This window comes from Streptomyces sp. NPDC020681, from assembly GCF_044334895.1.
Classification (GTDB): domain Bacteria; phylum Actinomycetota; class Actinomycetes; order Streptomycetales; family Streptomycetaceae; genus Streptomyces.
In genome coordinates this window covers 289,859-308,635 of the sequence record NZ_JBIRTX010000004.1, presented here as the reverse complement: position 1 = coordinate 308,635, position 18,777 = coordinate 289,859, and the positions used below count along the sequence as shown (strand labels likewise).

21 protein-coding genes are annotated in these 18,777 nt (G+C 69.7%); 11 read left to right on the top strand and 10 right to left on the bottom strand.

Annotated features, from left to right (window positions below; all coding sequences use genetic code 11):
- Positions 1 to 35: 35 nt before the first annotated feature.
- On the bottom strand, positions 36 to 1,178 hold the full coding sequence (locus ACH4YL_RS11565; protein WP_398507063.1) for an acyl-CoA dehydrogenase family protein: 1,143 nt from the start codon (positions 1,176 to 1,178) through the stop codon (positions 36 to 38).
- On the bottom strand, positions 1,175 to 2,380 hold the full coding sequence (locus ACH4YL_RS11560) for a CaiB/BaiF CoA transferase family protein (protein ID WP_398507062.1): 1,206 nt from the start codon (positions 2,378 to 2,380) through the stop codon (positions 1,175 to 1,177). The genes ACH4YL_RS11565 and ACH4YL_RS11560 overlap by 4 nt, the downstream gene beginning before the upstream one ends.
- A 274-nt stretch (positions 2,381 to 2,654) precedes the next feature.
- On the opposite strand from ACH4YL_RS11560, the gene ACH4YL_RS11555 reads away from it, so the two are divergent.
- Positions 2,655 to 3,854, top strand: coding sequence for a saccharopine dehydrogenase family protein (locus tag ACH4YL_RS11555; protein WP_398507061.1), 1,200 nt, complete (start codon positions 2,655 to 2,657; stop codon positions 3,852 to 3,854).
- Between the two features lie 20 nt (positions 3,855 to 3,874).
- On the opposite strand, the gene mmpA is transcribed toward ACH4YL_RS11555, so the two are convergent.
- Together mmpA and ACH4YL_RS11545 are read right to left on the bottom strand one after the other, a co-directional pair.
- Positions 3,875 to 4,027, bottom strand: a complete 153-nt coding sequence (mmpA, locus tag ACH4YL_RS11550; protein ID WP_398507060.1) for a morphogenic membrane protein MmpA — start codon at positions 4,025 to 4,027, stop codon at positions 3,875 to 3,877.
- Positions 4,028 to 4,307: 280 nt separating this feature from the next.
- Positions 4,308 to 5,000 (bottom strand): endonuclease V, encoded by a 693-nt coding sequence (locus ACH4YL_RS11545; RefSeq protein WP_398507059.1) that lies wholly within the window; start codon positions 4,998 to 5,000, stop codon positions 4,308 to 4,310.
- A 54-nt stretch (positions 5,001 to 5,054) separates the two neighbouring features.
- Between ACH4YL_RS11545 and ACH4YL_RS11540 the strand changes: the two genes are divergently transcribed.
- On the top strand, positions 5,055 to 5,354 hold the full coding sequence (locus ACH4YL_RS11540) for a YciI family protein (protein ID WP_398507058.1): 300 nt from the start codon (positions 5,055 to 5,057) through the stop codon (positions 5,352 to 5,354).
- Between the two features lie 20 nt (positions 5,355 to 5,374).
- On the opposite strand, the gene ACH4YL_RS11535 is transcribed toward ACH4YL_RS11540, so the two are convergent.
- Complete coding sequence (locus ACH4YL_RS11535) at positions 5,375 to 6,484, bottom strand: WD40/YVTN/BNR-like repeat-containing protein (protein ID WP_398507057.1); 1,110 nt, start codon at positions 6,482 to 6,484, stop codon at positions 5,375 to 5,377.
- 160 nt (positions 6,485 to 6,644) lie between these two features.
- On the opposite strand from ACH4YL_RS11535, the gene ACH4YL_RS11530 reads away from it, so the two are divergent.
- Positions 6,645 to 7,061, top strand: a complete 417-nt coding sequence (locus ACH4YL_RS11530; RefSeq protein WP_398507056.1) for an SsgA family sporulation/cell division regulator — start codon at positions 6,645 to 6,647, stop codon at positions 7,059 to 7,061.
- A gap of 3 nt (positions 7,062 to 7,064) precedes the next feature.
- Here the strand turns inward: ACH4YL_RS11530 and ACH4YL_RS11525 are convergent, their stop codons facing one another.
- Positions 7,065 to 7,874, bottom strand: a complete 810-nt coding sequence (locus ACH4YL_RS11525; RefSeq protein ID WP_398507055.1) for an isocitrate lyase/phosphoenolpyruvate mutase family protein — start codon at positions 7,872 to 7,874, stop codon at positions 7,065 to 7,067.
- 89 nt (positions 7,875 to 7,963) lie between these two features.
- Positions 7,964 to 8,626 carry a GPP34 family phosphoprotein gene (locus ACH4YL_RS11520; protein WP_398507054.1) on the bottom strand — a complete coding sequence of 221 codons (663 nt, stop codon included), beginning with the start codon at positions 8,624 to 8,626 and terminating at the stop codon, positions 7,964 to 7,966.
- Between the two features lie 293 nt (positions 8,627 to 8,919).
- Between ACH4YL_RS11520 and ACH4YL_RS11515 the strand changes: the two genes are divergently transcribed.
- From ACH4YL_RS11515 to ACH4YL_RS11485, 7 genes are all read left to right on the top strand, one after another.
- The gene (locus ACH4YL_RS11515; protein WP_398507053.1) at positions 8,920 to 10,548 is read left to right on the top strand and encodes an ABC-F family ATP-binding cassette domain-containing protein; all 1,629 of its coding nucleotides are present in this window, start codon (positions 8,920 to 8,922) and stop codon (positions 10,546 to 10,548) included.
- Between the two features lie 185 nt (positions 10,549 to 10,733).
- A complete protein-coding gene (gene ddaH, locus ACH4YL_RS11510) occupies positions 10,734 to 11,510 on the top strand; it encodes a dimethylargininase (protein ID WP_398507052.1) in 777 nt (258 codons plus the stop codon).
- Positions 11,511 to 11,626: 116 nt separating this feature from the next.
- On the top strand, positions 11,627 to 12,601 hold the full coding sequence (locus ACH4YL_RS11505) for an acyl-ACP desaturase (RefSeq protein ID WP_398507051.1): 975 nt from the start codon (positions 11,627 to 11,629) through the stop codon (positions 12,599 to 12,601).
- 202 nt (positions 12,602 to 12,803) lie between these two features.
- Positions 12,804 to 13,106 carry a hypothetical protein gene (locus ACH4YL_RS11500; protein ID WP_398507050.1) on the top strand — a complete coding sequence of 101 codons (303 nt, stop codon included), beginning with the start codon at positions 12,804 to 12,806 and terminating at the stop codon, positions 13,104 to 13,106.
- Positions 13,099 to 14,337 (top strand): hypothetical protein, encoded by a 1,239-nt coding sequence (locus tag ACH4YL_RS11495; protein ID WP_398507049.1) that lies wholly within the window; start codon positions 13,099 to 13,101, stop codon positions 14,335 to 14,337. Before ACH4YL_RS11500 ends, ACH4YL_RS11495 begins: the two co-directional genes overlap by 8 nt.
- A 22-nt stretch (positions 14,338 to 14,359) precedes the next feature.
- Positions 14,360 to 15,046: a hypothetical protein gene (locus ACH4YL_RS11490; RefSeq protein ID WP_398507048.1), complete on the top strand. Its 687-nt coding sequence runs from the start codon at positions 14,360 to 14,362 to the stop codon at positions 15,044 to 15,046.
- On the top strand, positions 15,043 to 15,648 hold the full coding sequence (locus ACH4YL_RS11485; RefSeq protein WP_398507047.1) for a hypothetical protein: 606 nt from the start codon (positions 15,043 to 15,045) through the stop codon (positions 15,646 to 15,648). The genes ACH4YL_RS11490 and ACH4YL_RS11485 overlap by 4 nt, the downstream gene beginning before the upstream one ends.
- A gap of 13 nt (positions 15,649 to 15,661) precedes the next feature.
- Here the strand turns inward: ACH4YL_RS11485 and ACH4YL_RS11480 are convergent, their stop codons facing one another.
- Complete coding sequence (locus ACH4YL_RS11480; RefSeq protein WP_398507046.1) at positions 15,662 to 15,907, bottom strand: WhiB family transcriptional regulator; 246 nt, start codon at positions 15,905 to 15,907, stop codon at positions 15,662 to 15,664.
- A 164-nt stretch (positions 15,908 to 16,071) separates the two neighbouring features.
- On the bottom strand, positions 16,072 to 16,863 hold the full coding sequence (locus ACH4YL_RS11475; protein WP_398507045.1) for a VOC family protein: 792 nt from the start codon (positions 16,861 to 16,863) through the stop codon (positions 16,072 to 16,074).
- Positions 16,864 to 17,017: 154 nt separating this feature from the next.
- Between ACH4YL_RS11475 and ACH4YL_RS11470 the strand changes: the two genes are divergently transcribed.
- Positions 17,018 to 17,668 (top strand): TetR/AcrR family transcriptional regulator, encoded by a 651-nt coding sequence (locus ACH4YL_RS11470; RefSeq protein WP_398507044.1) that lies wholly within the window; start codon positions 17,018 to 17,020, stop codon positions 17,666 to 17,668.
- Positions 17,669 to 17,694: 26 nt separating this feature from the next.
- On the opposite strand, the gene ACH4YL_RS11465 is transcribed toward ACH4YL_RS11470, so the two are convergent.
- Positions 17,695 to 18,546 (bottom strand): alpha/beta fold hydrolase, encoded by an 852-nt coding sequence (locus ACH4YL_RS11465; RefSeq protein WP_398507043.1) that lies wholly within the window; start codon positions 18,544 to 18,546, stop codon positions 17,695 to 17,697.
- Positions 18,547 to 18,777: the final 231 nt, after the last annotated feature.

Sequence of the window (18,777 nt, the reverse complement as noted above, 5' to 3'; positions counted from 1 at the left end):
TTCGGACAGGGGTTTCGGACGGGCGGAAGTGAGGGTCAGGACAGGATGGAGCGGCCGATGATTTCCTTCATGATCTCGGTCGTGCCGCCGTAGATGGTCTGGATACGGCCGTCCGTGAAAGCCCTGGCGACGCGGTACTCGGTCATATATCCATAGCCGCCGTGCAACTGCAGACAGCGGTCGGCGACCCGCTTCTGCAGCTCGGTGGCCCACCATTTGGCCATCGACGCATGTACCGCATCGAGTTCCCCGTTCGAGTGATCGACAATGCAGCGGTCGAGAAACGCACGGGTGACGGCGCATTCCGTGGCCATCTCGGCGATCTCGAAACGGATGTGCTGGAGCTTGGACAGCGGCCGCCCGAAGGCCTCCCGCTCCTTGACGTACTGCGTGGTGATCTCCAGCAGATACTCGGCGGCGGCGATCCCGGCAATCGCTATGCCCATCCGCTCCTGCGCCAGATTCGTCATCAGATGGATGAACGCGCCATTGAGCTCGCCGAGCAGATTCTCCTTCGGGACGCGTACGTCGTTGAAGAACAGCTCGGCGGTGTCCTGGGACTTCTGGCCGATCTTGTCGAGATTGCGGCCGCGTTCGAAGCCTTCCGCGCCACGCTCGACGACCAGCAGCGAAAGCCCTTTGGCGCCGCCTTCGGGTGTGGTCCTGGCGACGACGATGACCAGGTCGGCGAGGATTCCGTTGGAGATGAAGGTCTTGGAGCCGTTCAGGATCCAGTGGTCGCCGCGGTCCTCGGCGCTGGTGCGGATCGCCTGGAGGTCGGAGCCCGCGCCGGGTTCGGTCATCGCGATGGCCGTGATGATCTCGCCGCTGCAGAAGCCGGGCAGCCAGCGCCGCTTCTGCTCCTCGGTGGCGAGCGAGGTCAGATACGGCCCGATGATGTCGTTGTGCAGTCCGAGCGCGAGCCCGGCAGCGCCGGCCCGGGTGAACTCCTCGGCCAGCACCGCGCTGTAGCGGAAGTCCGCGTTGCCGCCGCCCCCGTACTCTTCCGGCACGGCGAGGCCGAGCAGGCCCTGCCGTCCGGCGGCCAGCCAGGCCTCGCGGCTGACGATGCCGTCCTTCTCCCACTGCTCGTAGTGCGGCAGGACCTCCTTGGCCAGGAAGGTGCGGACGGTCTCGCGGAAGGCGTCGTGCTCGGCTGCGAAGATCTGACGCTTCAACGGTCGTCCTCCTTGGTGAGCCCTGGATTCTTGGTGAGCCCTGGATTCTTGGTGAGTCCTGGATCTTTGGTGAGTCCCGGCATCTTGGTGAGCCCCGGTACGTCCCAGTCGCGGGCGACCTCGGCGGTGTCCGCACCCGGCTGCGCCGGGCCGCGGTACACGGATCCCGGCGTCCGGGAGAACCGGGGCGCCGGCGCGGGCTGAACCAGTCCGCCGTGGTCGACGAAGGTCCCGCGGGCCGCGAGATGCGGATGGGCCGGGGCTTCGCGCAGCGAGAGCACCGGCGCGACACAGGCGTCCGAGCCCTCGAAGACCGCGGTCCACTCGGCGCGCGTCCTGGTCTTGAAGCGTGCCGCGACGGCGCTGCGCAGTTCGTCCCAGCGGTCGAAGTCCTTACGGGCCGGGGCCTCGTCCTTGATGCCGAGCAGTTCGACGAACTCGTTGTAGAACTGCTGCTCCAGCGCGCCGACCGCCATGTACTCGCCGTCGGCCGTCTCGTAGTTGCCGTAGAACGGGCAGCCGCCGTCGAGCAGATTCGCGCCGCGCCGGTCCTGCCAGCCGCCGGCCGCCATCATCCCGTGGATCATCGTGGCCAGATGGGCGGCGCCGTCGACGATGGCCGCGTCCACGACCTGGCCGCGGCCGCCCTCGCTCCGGGCGTGCTGCAGTGCGGCCAGCACGCCGATGACGAGATAGAGGGAGCCGCCGGCGTAGTCGCCGACCAGATTGGCCGGAACGGCGGGCGGCTCGTCCGGTTTGCCGATCATGCCGAGCGTGCCGGTGACGGCGATGTACGCGATGTCGTGACCGGCGCGCTGGGCGAGCGGTCCCTCCTGGCCCCACCCGGTCATCCGGCCGTACACCAGACTCGGATTGCGGGCCAGGCACTCCTCGGGTCCGACGCCGAGCCGCTCGGCGACGCCGGGCCGGTTGCCCTCAATGAGGATGTCGGCCCGCTCCACCAGGTCGAGCACCTGATCGGGGCCGTCGTCCGCCTTGAGGTCGATCAGCACCGAGCGCTTGTTGCGGTTGGTGAGGTCGTACGCGGGATTGATCGCGAGCCCCGAGCCGCCGGGCCGGTCGACCCGTACGACGTCGGCGCCCAGGTCGGCCAGGTGCATGGCGGCGAACGGGCCGGGACCGATGCCCGCCAGTTCGACCACGCGCACTCCGGCGAGCGGGCCGTTCCCTGTCGCTGCCATCAAGCCCCCAGCACTGATGTGACACAACTGATGTAACACCAGCGATGGTAAGAACGCGTTTCACTCGGCACAAGGGTTTGGGCCGAGCAAGCGCTTAGGAGTCCAGATTGCGCACCGCGGCCTCGCTGCCGGACAGGGACGGCCCGCATGGCCTCACGCTAGATCCGCGGCAGGACCGCGGCATGTTACCGATGGGAAACGCATCCTTCTTCCAGGCGCCTTCGCACGCTAGCCTCAGCCACCGGCATCAGCGCAGAGGCAGGCGGAGGGGTCATTGAACAGGCAGAACGGGACCGGTCGCGCGCAGCGCCCGTACGACATCGTGCTCTTCGGGGCGACGGGGTTCGTCGGGCAGCTCACCGCTCGGTATCTGGCGGCGAACGCGCCCGACGAATGCCGCTGGGCCCTCGCCGGCCGCAGCAGGCAGAAGCTCGAGCGGCTGCGTGAGCGCCTGGCCGCCGACCATCCCGGCTGCGCCGACCTGCCGCTGATCGAGACACAGGCGGACGACGCCGACGCCCTGCGTGAACTCGCCGAGTCCGCACGGCTGGTGGCGACCACCGTCGGCCCCTACCTCTGGTACGGCGAGCCGCTGGTCGCGGCGTGCGCGGAGGCCGGGACCGACTACATCGATCTGACCGGCGAGCCCGAGTTCGTGGATCTGATGTACGTACGCCATGACGCGCGGGCCCGCGAGACCGGCGCGCGTCTGGTGCACTGCTGCGGCTTCGACTCCATTCCGCACGACCTCGGCGCGTACTTCACCGTCCTGCAACTGCCGGAGGACGTGCCACTGAGCGTCGACGGATTCGTGTCCGCCGACGCCCAGTTCTCCGGTGGCACCTACGCCTCCGCGCTCAACGCCATGAGCCGTGGCCGGCAGATGCTCCGGGCGGCGCACGACCGGAAGCTGCACCAGCCCCGCCTGGTGGGCCGGCGAGCCCGGGCCCCGCTTGCCGGGCCGCGGTTCAGCGGCGAGACCGGCGCGTGGGCGCTGCCGCTGCCGACGATCGACCCGCAGATCGTGGCCCGTTCGGCGCGAGCGCTGCCTCGCTACGGTCCGGACTTCCGCTACCGGCACTACGCGGCGGTGCCGACGCTGCCGATGGCGGCGGGCGGTGTGGCGGCGATGGGCGCGATGCTGGGCCTGGCCCAACTGCCCCCCGCCCGGCGCTGGTTGTCGGACCGCCTCAAGCCGGGCGAGGGTCCGGACGAGAGGCGGCGGGCGAAGAGCTGGTTCTCGGTGCGGTTCGTGGGCGAGGGCGGCGGCCGCAAGGTGTACACGGAGGTTTCGGGCGGGGACCCGGGCTACGACGAGACGGCGAAGATGTTCGCCGAGTCGGCGCTGTGCCTGGTCTTCGACGAACTGCCGAAGACATCGGGCCAGGTCACGACCGTGGTCGCGATGGGTGACGCGCTGCTGTCGAGGTTGCGGGCAGCGGGCCTGCGGTTCCGGGTTGCCACGACTCGCTGAAATACGGCGCGATGGTCCGGTCAGCCGGTCACGGCCGTGAAGACCATCGATCCGACCCAGGCGAAGCCGGCCAGGGCGGCCAGGATGAGCACGGCCGTAACGATGCGCTCGACGGGGTTGGCTGCGGTGGTGTCGGTCGCGCTGTGCGTCGTGTGTGTCGTGTGTGTCGTCATGCGAGGGAGCATGCCGATCGGCGCGGGCACCTCACATCCGCTCGGATACCTAGTTCCGGGGGCCGGATACGTGAGTACGTAGGTACCTAGCGCCTGTCGTCTGGATCTTGCCGGGCCCGCGTGCCCTGGCACCGCGCCTCGCCGCGTTGTCGTCGGTCGGCATGGCTCCGCCATGCCTCCCTCCTCCGCCTTGCGATCCGTCCCCTGGGCCCAGAGGGCCCGGGGAGGCCCCATGGCACCAGACCCGCTCACTGATCCGGCCTGACCCAGACGAAAGACCCTAGGCCGTCGCGTCGGCGAGCGCCTCGCGGCAGAGGCGGTCGGCGCGGCGGGTGGATTCCGGGAGGCGGAAGCGGGACGCCAGGTGGAGCGTGTGCGCGCAGGCGTTGTCGAGGGTCGTCCGGTGGCCGACCGAGACATAGACGGGCTTGACGCCCTCCTGGGTGCGCAGCGCGCGGCCGACCTCCTCGCCGTCGTCCGCGAGCAGCGGCGCGAAGTCGCCCCGCCGCGGCCCGAGTTCGGCGTGCGTGAAGACGAAGGGGCTCTTGGCGACGCCGATCGCCGGGAGCCCGGTGAGCACACCGAGATGGCTGGCGAGCCCGAAGCGGCGCGGATGGGCCAGTCCGTAGCCGTCGCAGACGATCAGGCCGGGGGCCGATGTGAGGGACTCCAGTGCCGCGAGCACGGCCGGGATCTCACGGAACGCCAGCAGCCCGGGGACGTACGGAAAAGTCACCCGGCCGACCGCGGTTGCCTCGTCGACCACGGCCAGCGTCGCCGCGTCGAGCACGACGGCCGCCGCGGCGACGACATCGCGTTCGTCGTCGTACGCCACGTCCACGCCCGTCACCAGGCCCGACGCGGGCGGCGGACCGGGCTCGTCCAGGACGACGCGGGTGCGCAGCTCGTCCTGGACGGCCAGCGCGGCCGTCTCGTCGGCGGGCCAGTCCGCGGGCATCTCGATGATCTTCATGGTGCTGCAACCTTAGAGCTGCCCGCCCGGCACGGGTCACGTAATCTGGCGATCATGTTCGTACTGGAACTGACCTACACCGCGCCGGTAGAGCGCGTCGACGAGCTGCTCGAAGCGCATGTGGCCTGGCTGGACGCGCTGTACGAGGAGGGTGTGTTCCTCGCGTTGGGCCGCAAGAACCCGCGTGACGGCGGCGTGATCCTGGCCGTCGGGGACGACCGCGCGCGGATCGAGGAGATCGCGGCGGCCGACCCCTTCGCGGTCGGCGGCGTGTGCGAGTACCGGATCACCGAGTTCATCGCGACCAAGACGGCGCCCGAACTCGCTCCGTACCGGCAGCAGTTGCCGGCCTAGAGTTCGGCTGCGGACAGCACCTAGAACTCCAGGCGGGCGACCCGGCCCTTCTCGCCCGAGGCCCAGCATCCGAAGTCGGCCGTGCAGTCGACCGTGTCGTACGAACCGGTGTCGACCGTGCGCCAGCTGTGGCCACCGTCCACCGTCAGATCGGTGCCGGTCGGGCCGACGGCGAGCGCCGCGCGCTTGCTGTGCGGCAGCCAGGTGACGCCCGAACGGTACGCGGGCGGCGGCGTCTTCGCCTGCTGCCAGCTGTGTCCGCCGTCCCCACTGACCGCCGCGGCCTGCGGCGATGCCTGGTCGGGCCGGTAGTCGCCGCCGACGGCGATGCCGTGGGTGCGGTCGCGGAAGGCGACCGCGAACACTCCGCGTGCCGGGTCGCCGGCCGGGACGGTCGACTCGGCGACGGTCCAGTTCAGGCCGCGGTCGGCGGAGTGCAGCACCCGTGCGGTCGCGCCGCCGCCGGTGGCCAGCCAGACGTCCTTGCGTCCCGAACTGACCAGGCACTGGCCGCTGGCCGCGAAGGCAGCCTCGCCAGGCAGCGCCGCCGGCATTCCGGCGCTCGGCAGCACCTTCCACGACTTGCCGCCGTCGCCGGTCGACAGGATGCGGTACTTGCCGTCCACGGGATCGCTCATGGCGAGTCCGTTCCGGCTGTCGAAGAAGGTGATGCAGTCGTAGAAGGCTTTCGGGTCGGTGTTGCGGAACGACTCGGTCCAGCTCGCGCCGCCGTCTTCGGTGCGGAAAACCCGGGACGCCTCCCCCTCGCCGATGGCCAGCACGACCGCGCGCCGGCTGTCGAACGCCTCGATGTCGCGGAACTCCAGCTCGCCCGCTCCGGGCGGCGAGACGTTCCGCCAGCTGCGGCCGCCGTCGCCGGTGCGCAGCACCGTGCCCTTGGAGCCCGCCACCCACGCAGTGCTGCGGCTGACGGCCGCCAGCCCCCGGAACCGTACGTCTGCGCCGGTCTGCTTCAGGCTCCAGCTCGGCGACCGGCCTGCCGTGCCCGCCTTGTCGCCGCTCGTCGGCTCCGCCTGTGCGGCGTGCGCCGGTGCGGCCAGGGCCGCGGCCACCGCCGCCGCGCACAGTCCCACCGACACCGTTCGTCTCGTCTTCCCCATGGACGTCATGGCGCTGGAAGCTAGCCCACGCACACCAACCCGTCCAGAGTGCGAGACATGCTGGGCGGTGACGCAGGTCACTGCCGCTTCCAATGCACGTAATCGCTTCTTCTTCCGTCTCTACAGGTGTCAGGGAGACGTCAGCGAGCCGCGTACGAAGGAGCAGGCTTTGTCCACCGTCATCGAGCACGCCGTACAGGCCCGCCTGGTCGCCTCGGCGCCCCAGACGGAGTCCGTCGCGGCGACGCTCCGCTACGACCGCGACGACCCCTTCGCCGTCAGCATGGCCTTCCCGCCCAAGGCGACGCTGGAGGGCAACGAGGTGTCCTGGGCGTTCTCCCGTGAACTGCTCACGGCGGGCATCGACGAGCCGGCGGGTGTCGGCGACGTGCGCGTCAGACCGTACGGCTACGACCGCACCGTGATGGAGTTCCACGCGCCGGAGGGCGTCGCGATGGTGCATGTCCGCACGAGCGAGCTGCGGCGCTTTCTGCGCCTGTCGCAGGTGCTGGTGCCGACGGGCCGCGAGCACCTGTACCTGGACCTGGACCACGATCTGGCGGAGTTGATGCGCGACGCCTGCTGAGCGTCAGCGCTCCAGCAGCGCGTTGAGCTCCCCGTACCCGTACCCGCCCTCCAGTGCCGAGCATGTCCCTTCCGTCAGCAGCTCCCGCGCCGCCTCCCTGACCACCGCGTGCGCCGCCGCCGCGATCGAGGAGCCCGCGCTGATGCGCGCCGCGCCGAACCGCGCCAGCTCGGCCGTGCTCGGCGCGCCCGGGCCGGTGAGCACGTTGAGCGGTGCGTCGATACCGCGGGCCAGCGCCTCGACCGTGGCCCGGTCGACGACACCGGGCACGAAGATTCCGTCCGCGCCCGCCGCGAGGCACGCGGCTGCCCGCTTCAGCGTCTCCTCAAGACGGCCCGGCTCGGCGCCGATGCCGGCCAGATAGACATCGATGCGGGCGTTGATGAAGAGCGGTACGTCAGCGGCGTCGGCCGCCGCGCGGGCCACCGCGATGCGCCTCGCGTGTTCGGCCGAGGGCCGCGGCCCGTCCTCGATGTTGATGCCGACGGCTCCGGCCGCGAGCACCTCGCGGACCGTCTCGGCGACGCCGTCCGCGGTCTCGGCGTATCCGCCTTCGATGTCCGCGCTGACGGGCACGTCGACAGCGGCGGTGATGCGCGCCAGCTGCCCGATCGCGGCGGAGCGCTCCAGCCGGTCGCCGTCCGCGCTGCCCAGGGCCCAGGCGACTCCGGCGCTGGTGGTCGCGAGCGCGGGCGCTCCGGCCTTGGCGATGATCCGGGCGCTGGTGATGTCCCAGGCGTTGGCGAGCACCAGCGGGCGGTCGGCGGTGTGCAGCGAGCGGAAGCGGCGGGCGAGATCACTCAAGGTCGTCATGGATCGAACTCAACCACCGGAGACAGGCCCTGGCTGGCAGATTTCCGACATCAACGTGCGGCGACATGTGGCCGTCGGCCGAACGGTGTTCAGCCCCCGCCGGACGCCGCGATCGTGGACGTGACCGACATGCTCACCGCGGTCCGTACGTCCTCGACGGCCCTCTTCGACGCGAGCGCGGCTGTTCCACTGCGCTCGCCGAGGGCCTCGATCCGCTCCTTGTGCTGCTTGCGCTCCGTCCCGGTGGCGAGCGTCCGCAGCCCGGCCGCGGTGGCGAGTGCGACCAGCGCGGCGTCCTGCTCGGAGACCTCCGTCACCGGCACGGGACCGGTCAGCACGGTCCGCGCCTCCTCGATCAGCGACTTCACGACGTCGGGCCGGTCGAGTTCGTACTGCGCCCTGGAGAACAGAGCCCGCTGCCTCGTCCGCAGATAGCCGGCGACGAGCAGCTCGTTGCGGACGGCTTCCAGCGTGTACTTCGCGTGGTACGTGACCCAGCGCTGCCAGGTGCGTGGCCGGGACTCCTCGATCAGCTCCAGCAGCCCGTCGAGTACCGGGTCGCCGGTGCGGGTGTCACCGACGGGCCGCGCGATGCCGTCGTCGTCGGCGAGCGCGCCGCGCTGGGCGAGTTCGGTGAGGGCTCCGGCCCGTACGAGAAAGGCGAGGTCGGAGCTGCCGGTGAGCCTCATCAGGCCGGTGTCCCAGGCGAGGAGATACAGCCGGGCGGGGAGCGAGAACGATCCATCGGGCATGGGCCATGCCTCCTTGTCCCCGGTCACGATAATTCGTTGACAGCCTCCAACCCCGCTCTTACGGTGTACAGCGGTTCTGTTGTCGTCGAACGGAGAAGGACGTTGCTCGTCTGAGGTCTTGAGACACCGTGTGCCGCAGCTGCTGTCCGCAGACTGTGCGCCGTGCGTGCGACCTCGGCATTTCGAGCCGTCCTCCCCGACCGGAACCCCTTCCATGGTCCCTTTCGGCCGTCGCCCGTGCCGCGGTGTCTCCACTCGTTGCCCTGCCGCTTCGACGCAACCTGGAGACCTGTATGTCTACCGCTTCCACCCACATCACCTGCACCTCGCTCAGCTTCGCCTGGCCCGACGGCACCGTCGTCCTCGACGACTTCCAGCTCGCGGTCGGCCCCGGCCGGACCGGACTCATCGGCCTCAACGGATCAGGAAAGTCAACGCTGTTGAAACTGATCGCGGGCGAGCTGACCCCGGCCGACGGCACGGTCCGCACCGCGGGCGACGTCGGGTATCTGCCGCAGAACCTGGTGCTCGACACCACGCTGCGGGTCGACGAGGTGCTCGGCATCGCCGGGACCCGCGCGGCCCTGCACGCCATCGAGGCCGGCGATCCCGGCGAGGAGCACTTCACGGCGGTCGGCGACGACTGGGACGTGGAAGAACGGGCGCGGGCAACACTCGATCAGCTCGGCCTCGACGGCATCGGGCTCGACCGCACCATCGGCGAGGTCTCCGGCGGCGAGGGCGTGTTGCTGCGACTGGCGGCGCTGCTGCTGGCCAGGCCTGATGTGCTGCTGCTCGACGAGCCCACGAACAATCTCGATCTGTACGCGCGACGGCGGCTGTACGAGGCGGTCGCCGCATGGTCGGGCGTACTGGTCGTGGTCAGCCACGACCGCGAACTGCTCGAGCTGGTCGACCAGGTCGCGGATCTGCGCGACGGCGAAGTCCTTTGGTACGGCGGCAACTTCTCGGAGTACGAGGCGGCGCTCGCCGTGGAACAGGAGGCGGCGGAGCGGATGGTGCGCGTCGCCGAGGCCGATGTGCAGCGCCAGAAGCGCGAACTGGCCGACGCACAGGTCACGTTGGCCCGCCGCAAACGGTTCGGCCAGAAGATGCAGGAGAGCAAACGCGTACCGAAGATCGTCGCGCACGCGCGCAAACGCTCGGCCCAGGAGTCGGCGGGCAAGTACCGCACCATGCACACCGAGAAGCTCGTCGAGGCGAAGGAGCGCCTCGACGAGGCGGTGGAGGCGGTCCGCGACGACGACGAGATCCGAGTCGAACTGCCGTACACCAAGGTCCATCCCGGCCGCGGCGTACTGCGGCTGAGTGAGCTGCGACTGCCTTACGGGGCCGAGGTGAAAGGGGAGTTCGAGGTGCGCGGCCCGGAGCGGATCGCGCTGGTCGGACGCAATGGAGCGGGCAAGACGACGCTGCTGCGTACGATCGCCGGCGAGCTGGAGCCGGTCGCGGGCGAGGCGGTGGCCGAGGTGCCGCTGCGTTTTCTGCCGCAGCGGCTCGATGTGCTGGACGACGAGCTGAGCGTGGTCGAGAACGTCGCCCGTTTCGCACCCGACGCGACCAACAACCGGATCAGAGCACGCCTCGCGCGCTTCCTCTTCCGGGGCGCGCGGGCCGACCAGCCCGCCGGGACGCTGTCGGGCGGTGAACGCTTCCGCGCCGCGCTCGCCGCGCTGCTGCTCGCCGAACCGGCGCCGCAGCTGCTGATGCTCGACGAGCCGACGAACAATCTGGACATGGCGAGCGTGCGGAAGCTGACGGCGGCGCTGGAGTCGTACGAGGGAGCGCTGATCGTGGCGAGTCACGATGTGCCGTTCCTGGAATCGATCGGCATCACCCGCTGGCTGCTGCTGGACGGCGAGCTCCGTGACATCACGGCGGACGAGGTCCTGAACGGCTGATCAGGCCGGGCGGGAGGCCGTGCCGGGGCAGGCGAGCCCGGCAGGATCGGCCGGAGAGGACCCGGGTGCGGGATGGGGAGGTTCCGCACCGACGGGGATCAGCGGCCCGCCGGGGATTCCATCGCCCGAGCCCGGCGGGTCATGATGGGCGCGACCTGACCCGAGACATAGCTGGAGAATCGCTCGTGCCCAGCAGGAAAGCCCTGATCCGCCGCCCCAGCCCGCGCCTCGCCGAGGGGCTCGTCACCCATGTCGAGCGCACCCCGGTCGATGTCGACCTCGCGCTGGAGCAGTGGGAGACATACACCGAGACCCTGCGCGAGCACGGCTGGGAGACGGTCGAGACCGCGCCGGCCGACGACTGCCCGGACGGCGTGTTCATCGAGGACACGGTGGTGATGTTCCGCAATGTGGCGCTGATCGCCCGTCCGGGCGCCGAGTCCCGCAGGCCGGAGACGGCCGCCGTCGAGGAGACCCTGGCGCGCCTGGGCTGCTCGGTGAACTGGGTGTGGGAGCCCGGCACGCTCGACGGCGGCGATGTGCTCAAGATCGGCGACACGGTCTATGTCGGACGTGGCGGCCGTACGAACGCCGCCGGGGTCCAGCAGCTGCGCGCCGCCTTCGAGCCGCTCGGCGCGCGCGTCGTCGCCGTGCCGGTGAGCAAGGTGCTGCATCTCAAATCCGCGGTGACCGCACTGCCGGACTCCACCGTCATCGGTTATCCGCCGCTCGTCGACACGCCGTCCGTTTTTCCGCGCCATCTTTCGGTTCCGGAGGAGTCCGGCGCGCACGTGGTGCTGCTCGGCGAGGGAAAACTGCTGATGGCGGCCAGTGCGCCGAAGACGGCCGAGCTGTTCACGGACCTCGGCTATCAACCCGTATTGGTGGACATCAGCGAGTTCGAGAAGCTCGAAGGGTGCGTGACCTGTCTCTCCGTACGCCTCCGTGACCTGTACGCATAACGGAACGTAACCGGACATCCCCGGAGCGGGCTTGGCCGCGGGCTTACTGCGCCCTTAACCTACGGTTTCGTAACCTACGAAGACGTAGGTAAGTATCCCGTCCCCCAGGAGTACCCGTGACGATCACCTCTCCCCACCTCGGCAGTTCGGACGCGTGGACCGACGCCCGACTGCTGTACGCGCTGGAAGAGGTGGTGGAAACCGAGCTCAACCGCCATCTCAAGGTCGCCAAGGACTGGATGCCGCACGAGTACGTCCCGTTCTCCGACGGTCGCAACTTCCCCGGCATCTTCGACGACGGTGAGGCCTGGGACCCCGCTCAGTCCAAGGTCACCGACATAGGCAAGATCGCCCTCGTCGTGAACCTGCTCACCGAGGACAACCTCCCCAGCTACCACCACGAGATCGCCTCCCTCTTCGGCCGCGACGGCGCCTGGGGCACCTGGGTGCACCGCTGGACCGCGGAAGAGGGCCGGCACGGCATCGTGATGCGCGACTACCTCCTGACCTCGCGCGCGGTCGACCCGGACAAGCTCGAGCAGTTCCGCATGATGCACATGTCGGAGGGCTTCGAGTCCGACAACCGCCACTCGATGCTGCACTCGGTGGCGTACGTCGCCTTCCAGGAGCTCGCCACCCGCGTCTCGCACCGCAACACCGGCCACCAGTCGGGCGACCCCGTCTGCGACCGGATGCTGGCGCGCATCGCGACCGACGAGAACCTGCACATGGTCTTCTACCGGAACCTGCTGAAGGCGGCCTTCGAGATCGCGCCGGACCTGACCATGCAGTCCGTACGCGACGTGGTCGTCAACTTCCGGATGCCGGGCCACGGCATGCCCGGCTTCGAGCGGGCCGCGGCGCAGATGGCGATCGGCGAGATCTACAACATGCGGATCCACCACGACGACGTGCTGCAGCCGGTGCTGCGCCACCTGAAGGTGCTGGAGATCGACGGTCTCGGCCCGGAGGGTCTCAAGGCGCAGGAGGAGCTGGGCCTGTACATGGGCGGTCTGGACAGCGAGGCCGCCAAGTTCGACGAGAAGCTCGCGACCCGCAAGGCCAGGATGGCGGCGCGCGCCGCCGGCTGAGCAGTACGGCAGATCGGGCTGGGCCGGGCCGCGTTCGGGAGTTTGCCGAACGCGGCCTTTGCCATGTCCGCGGGCGGGGGCCGGGAGCGGGGGGAGGTACCGGCCCTGGTCCTGGCCCGGGGTCAACATCCGGATATCCCACCACTCGTCAGAGGTACGGCCTTTATCCGTTTCGGCCGATGATCTGCCAAGGTGGTCGGCCATGGATCGTGATCTTCAGGTGGACACCGACCAGTTGGGCCGTTTCTCGCGTGCGCTGGGGCGCTCGCTGACATCGCTGGCCGAGGCGAGACGCGCGCTCGAGCAGGTACGGACGGACCAACTGGGCACGAAGGAACTGGACGAGGCGTGCGACGGCTTCCAGCGCCGGTGGAAGTACGGCGCGGACCAACTGGGCACGCGGATCAGGACGGTCCACGACGGAGTGAAGCTCAGCCACGAGGGCTACGCCCAGGTCAACAAGGCCATCGAATCCGCCTTCAAGGCGGTGCGCCCCGGTGCCTGACTACCCCCACCTGGGCTGGAACCCGGCACCGGGAAGCCCGGCGGCGATCCTGGCGCTCCAGACGAAACTGAGCACATCCGCGGCTGCGTTGGGCACGGCACACCGGCTGGTCGACCAGCTGCTCGGCGAGAGCACGTACTGGCGTGGCGAGGCGGCGGACGCGTTCCGCTCGGCCCTGGACGGGGACCTGCCGCGGTATCTGCGGAACGCACACCGCTCGGTCTCCAAGGCCGCGTCGCACCTGCGCAGATGGCACGACGACCTGGTGGGCCACCAGGCCACGGCCAGGCGCTACGACACGCAGGCGAAGCTGGACCGGACGGCGCTGACGAAGGCGGAGGCGGGGTACGACCGGCTGCGGTCGGCCCCCGACACGACGGAGCCGGAGCTCCTGGCGGCGGCCGAGGCGGTGACAAAGGCGAGGGAGGCGCTGGAGTCGGTCCGCCGCCTGGCGAGGGAGCTGGAGGAGACGCACAGGGCGGAGGCGGGGCGGGTGGCGAAGGGGCTGGAGGGGGCGACGGGGAGGTTGGCTCCGCAGGAGCCGGGGGTTTTGGACGAGGTGCTGAGGTGGGTGGACGAGGACCTTGGTGACTTCCTGTCCGACGTGTCCGCCGTCGCCGGCTTCCTGGCCCTGGTGATCGGGCCCTTCTTCCCGCCCGCCGGCTTGGCTCTGCTGTTCGTGGCGACGGGTGCGAGCATCGGCGCCCTCGCACTCCACGCAACGGATTCAAGAATCCAGAAGTCGATGAAGGACGGCTTTACGAAGGGTGAGTTCGACGCCGACTTCTGGGACAGCACGGTCACGCTGACGGGCGACGCGCTGGGCTCCGTCCCAGGTGTGGCAGCCATTGCCCACGGCGCCAAGTCCGCTACGGCCGCTGTCCACGCTGCCGGCGCAATCGGCGACTCAGCAGCCGCGATGACCGCCGTGCGTGCAGGGTCCGACAGCTTCGTGATCGGCGCGAAGAGCGCCATGAACGGCATGCGCGAGGTGGAAAACCCGCTCACCGCATGGGCCTTGCAGCACACGTCCGACCCGGTGCAGAAGGCGGTGAAGTACGCCCTGCCGGGAGCCGGGGTAGGAACGGTAGCCACCCACTACGGCCCGTGGAGCGACGACCAGACAGTCTCGGACAGCGCAACGGCGGTCGACGGTGGCCGAGCTGTTCTGGACGACGGTCCAAGCTCCGCTGCCAAGGCGGCCCACGCCTGGGCGTCGCTCACCCGATGAACACGAACCGTGAGGCACTCCAGTGACCAATGGCCCAGAAACTCCCGCACCGCAAATGTGGTTCCGGCTGCCGCCGGGTTTCCACTCACTCGACGCGATCGACCTGGACGAGTTCGAGCACACGGCCGCGACCGCCCTGAAGCCCTTCCTTGAGGGTGACCCGGCGATTGATCGCGCCCTCACCGACACACGCGCCCTGGCCGATCTACTCAGGACCATGCGCCAAGGCGAGAGCGTGCACTCATCCGTCGGAGTCCACCCCGACGGCGAACACGGCGCCTGCGTCTCGTTCTTCTCACTGTCGGTGGTCGGCATCGCGTCACGTACCGCAGGGCTTGCAGTCGCCCAGTGCGCGCTCGCGCAGGCGAACTCTCCCCTGTGGAACACCAACACCGGCCGACTGCTCGAGTTACCGGGCGGGCTGCCGGCAGCCTTGGTGGCGGGCACCCTGTCGGCGCCGCCGGCCGAACTACTTGGTGAGGCGGGCGTGACCAGCCCGCGGAGCGAGGTCTTTCAAGCCCGCGTCACCGTGCCGTGCCCAACCGGCGTCCACGTCGCGGTGGCCGTCCTCACCAGCGCGGCCCACCGCCACGCAGAGGCGTACACCGACATCCTCGTTGGCATCGCTCAGACGCTGAGCTTCTCCGAGCCGGCACAGCCGGCCACGCCCCCACAGCGAACCTCTCGCATCCTGGAGCTGTTCTCGTGACGCCGGAGCCGATTCCCGTCCCCCTGGCCAAGGCCGCGCTCGACCATCCGTCCACATCGGTCGGCCATCGGCGTCTCGTCGTCAAGCGAAGGCTGTGGCTCATCGCGATGCTGCTGATGGGCGTGGCGTTGACGTACGCAGCCGCTTCACTGCCCCCGGCCGACCGGGTGGGGTTCATTGTGCTCAGCGTGATCTTCTATCCGTTGATCATGTTCGTCACATGTCTGGCTCTTCACCGAACGAAGCGCGTGGCGACGATCCTCCGGACGTACCCGTGGCGTGCGTACCCCTGCGGATATCCGCGCCGCTCATTGGAGAGTCCACGGGCCGTCGTGATCAGGTTCAGCGAGGACCACGCGCCCGTGTTGCGCACGACTCAGTACTCCGGACACCTTCAGAACAAGCAGAACCCGCACCCCGACATGATCTGGTTCGCTGGCGACCCCCGCTTCGGCGGCGTCGTCTCCCCCGTCGGCGGCCACTTCCCCGTCCGCGTCGTACCCGAATCCATGGGCGACGCCCTCCCGCCCGGGACCCCAGAGGATGACGCTCTCGCCGAGCGCGCCGGGCTCGTGACAGGGGGCAGGGTTCACACGACCTGACGGAAGGCCCGGCTCAGCCCCGGCTCCGCTTCAACCGATGCCGCTCCTTCTCCGACAACCCACCCCACACCCCGAACTTCTCGTCATGCTCCAGCGCATACTCCAGGCACTCCACTCGCCCCTCGCAAGCCCCGCACAGCTGCTTCGCCTCTCTCGTCGAGGAGCCGGGGGCCGGGAAGAAAAAGTCCGCGCCCGTCTGTGCGCACAGGGCGGTCTCCTGCCAGGAGAGTTCGTTGTCGGTGGTGGTGTTGATCGGCATGCGGGACACGCTCCCCGGTGCCGATAAACACCGGATCAATGAAGCATCAACGGCGTCGTCCCAGGCCAGGCCGACCCCAGCGCGACGGGCCCGACTTGCGTCGGGCCCGTCGCCTCGCCGCCGGACACAGCAAACGCACCGCACCGCACCCGCACCCGCACCCGCTACTGCGGCGGCGCGCTCTTCATCACCGCGAACCTCGCGCCCCACGGGTCCGCCAGTTTCGCGAAGCGGCCGATGCCCTCCATCTCCACCGGGGCCATCCTGATCTTGCCGCCCAGTTCCTCCGTCTTCGCCACCGCCGCGTCACAGTCCTCGACCTCGAAGTACGGCAGCCAGTACGGGCCTTCCGTCTCCCCCGGGTCCGCGGCCAGTGGTACGACGCCGCCGAACATCGCGTCCGCGCCCTGGTCCGCGGGGTTCACCATCGTGTATTCGCCGGTTCCGTCCGGCAGCGGCATCGTCGAGGTCTCCCAGCCGAAGACGTTCGTGTAGAACGCGACGCCCGCTCCCGGGTCCGGCGTGTAAAGCTCAACCCAGACCAGGGATCCGGGATCGTTCACCACGTCGAGGCCCTTGCTCTGGCCCGGTTGCCAGGTGCCGAAGCCGACGCCCGACGGGTCGGTGAAGATCGCCATGCGGCCGAGGTCGAAGACGTCCATCGGTTCGAACAGGACAGAGCCGCCGCCCTGCTGGACCGCCTTCGCCGTGGCGTCGGCGTCGGGCGACTGGAAGTACAGCATGAACGCCGGCGGGACCTGATCCGGCTCCACCGCCATCACGCCCGCCGCGGTCTTGCCGTCCACCTGGAACATTCCGTAGCCACCGGCGTCAGGTCCCGCCGACTGGAAGTTCCAGCCGAACAGGCCGTTGTAGAAGGCCGCCGCCGCGTCGGTTTCCGGCGTTCCGAGGTCGATCCAGTTCAGGGAGCCTCTGACATAACGGGTGCTGAGCATGGTGCTCTCCTTCGTGGGGATCCCGCTCTCCTGTCGTCCCCGAGTCTGCTACCGATCCCGGGGCCCCGCACCAGTACGCCCCAGTACGCCACGACCCGTCCCGGAACCGTACAGCCGATATGCGCACGATCGTGCGTTCAGTACGATTGCGGGTATGAGCAGCGGTGACACACGAACCGACGGCCGCGTCGAGCGCGGCAACCAGACCCGGCGGCTGGTGCTCGAGCGCACCATGAACATCGCGTCCGTGGAGGGGCTGGAGGGGCTGTCCCTCGGTCGTATCGCGACCGAGTTGCAGCTCAGCAAGAGCGGTGTCTTCGCGCTCTTCGGCTCCAAGGAGGAGCTCCAGCTGGCCACGGTGCGGGCGGCGGGCGACGTGTACATCGATCATGTCGTACGGCCGACTCGCGAGCTGGCGCCCGGTGCGGCTCGCGTGTGGGCGCTGTGCAGTCACTGGCTGGACTACTCCCGGTCCCGTGTCTTTGCCGGCGGTTGCTTCTTCTACGCCGTCACCGCGGAGTTCGACGCCCGCAGCGGTCCGGTGCACGACGCGATCGCCAAGGCGCGAGTGGACTGGGTGCGTTATGTGGAGCGGACCATCGACGAGGCGCGTCTCGTCGGCGGCTTCGACGCGGAACTCGATGTCCCGCAGCTCGCGTTCGAGATCATCGCGCTGATGGAGGCGGCCAATGCCGTTTCCGTGCTGCACGAGGACGACAGTGCGTACGAGCGGGCCGGGCGCGGCATCCTCAGCCGGCTGCGGGGCGCGGCGACCGACCCGGCGGAGCTGCCGGACCGGCCGTAGAGCAGCCGGTCGGCCCGGCCTTCGCGTCAGCCGACCGACACCGCGAAGTCCACCGCCTCGGCGACCACTTCGGGATCGCCGAGGATCCGGCGGTGGCCAAGACCACGCGTCACGACAACCCGCGCGAGCTCACCGTGGGCGTCCGCGATGAGCCGCGACTGGGCCGGCGGCACCATCTCGTCGCCCTCGTCATGGAAGAGCAGGACCGGGACCGCCACCTCCTCGGGACGGTAGGTCGCGCTGAAGCGCCGCCATATCTCGGGCTCTCCCGGGAACAGCAACCCCTCTATACGGTCCCGCAGTTGGTCCTTCAGCTCGGGGCGCAGACCGAGGCCGGCGCAGAAGCCGTCGACGAGATAGTCGAAGCTGCCGACTCCGCCGATCCCGACGATCCGGCCCGCCGCCACCTCGCCGCGCAGCGCGAAGAACGCCGCGAGGACTCCGAAGGAGTGGGCGACGACGGCCTCGAAGTCGCCGTGCCGTGCGTGCAACTGCCGGATGATCTCCCGGTATTCGAGGATCGTGGTGGCCCGGCCCTCCGAGTCGCCGTGCCCGGGAGCGTCGAAGGCGACCGGGCTGTAGCCCTTGTCTCGCAGCGCCCCGATGAAGTCGGTGAACCGGGAGCCGCGTGAGGACCAGCCGTGCACCAGCAGCACGGGACGTTCGCCGTCTCCCCATGCGTACGTGACCACACGCTTGCCGCTCACGGTGAGGCGGCCGGTGCGTGCCTCGGCGAGCATGTCCCGTTCGGCCGGCCGCGCGCGGCTGCGCCCGGCCGGCCGCGCGAAGACCGCGAAGGTCATCCGGCCCGCGAGGCGGGGTGCGACCCGGGACGTGGTGTTCAGGACGGTGCGAAGGAGCGGAGCCAAGGGGTGCATTCCCGGTTCTCCTCGGTCGGCCGATGATGTCGGAGACATATATTAGCACGATCGTTCGCACAGTTTTAGTGCAGCTCGGAATCGACCTGCACGGGCCGCGAACCGGCGGGCAGGGACAGCGTCGAGATCGCCGCGTCGGCCGGGGTGCGCCTGTGCAGCACCCCGGCACGGGGCCAGAATGGCGTGATACCGCCGAGGCGCAAGGGCACGCGGGCCCGGCATGATGGGCCG

Coding starts and splice junctions, on each gene's coding strand:
- mmpA (WP_398507060.1), bottom strand. CDS start 4,027: ATGACGACACACACGACACACACGACGCACAGCGCGACCGACACCACC.
- ACH4YL_RS11465 (WP_398507043.1), bottom strand. CDS start 18,546: ATGCACCCCTTGGCTCCGCTCCTTCGCACCGTCCTGAACACCACGTCC.
- ACH4YL_RS11535 (WP_398507057.1), bottom strand. CDS start 6,484: ATGACGTCCATGGGGAAGACGAGACGAACGGTGTCGGTGGGACTGTGC.
- ACH4YL_RS11525 (WP_398507055.1), bottom strand. CDS start 7,874: ATGACGACCTTGAGTGATCTCGCCCGCCGCTTCCGCTCGCTGCACACC.
- ACH4YL_RS11560 (WP_398507062.1), bottom strand. CDS start 2,380: ATGGCAGCGACAGGGAACGGCCCGCTCGCCGGAGTGCGCGTGGTCGAA.
- ACH4YL_RS11515 (WP_398507053.1), top strand. CDS start 8,920: ATGTCTACCGCTTCCACCCACATCACCTGCACCTCGCTCAGCTTCGCC.
- ACH4YL_RS11520 (WP_398507054.1), bottom strand. CDS start 8,626: ATGCCCGATGGATCGTTCTCGCTCCCCGCCCGGCTGTATCTCCTCGCC.
- ACH4YL_RS11480 (WP_398507046.1), bottom strand. CDS start 15,907: ATGCCGATCAACACCACCACCGACAACGAACTCTCCTGGCAGGAGACC.
- ACH4YL_RS11500 (WP_398507050.1), top strand. CDS start 12,804: ATGGATCGTGATCTTCAGGTGGACACCGACCAGTTGGGCCGTTTCTCG.
- ACH4YL_RS11470 (WP_398507044.1), top strand. CDS start 17,018: ATGAGCAGCGGTGACACACGAACCGACGGCCGCGTCGAGCGCGGCAAC.
- ACH4YL_RS11545 (WP_398507059.1), bottom strand. CDS start 5,000: ATGAAGATCATCGAGATGCCCGCGGACTGGCCCGCCGACGAGACGGCC.
- ACH4YL_RS11475 (WP_398507045.1), bottom strand. CDS start 16,863: ATGCTCAGCACCCGTTATGTCAGAGGCTCCCTGAACTGGATCGACCTC.
- ACH4YL_RS11540 (WP_398507058.1), top strand. CDS start 5,055: ATGTTCGTACTGGAACTGACCTACACCGCGCCGGTAGAGCGCGTCGAC.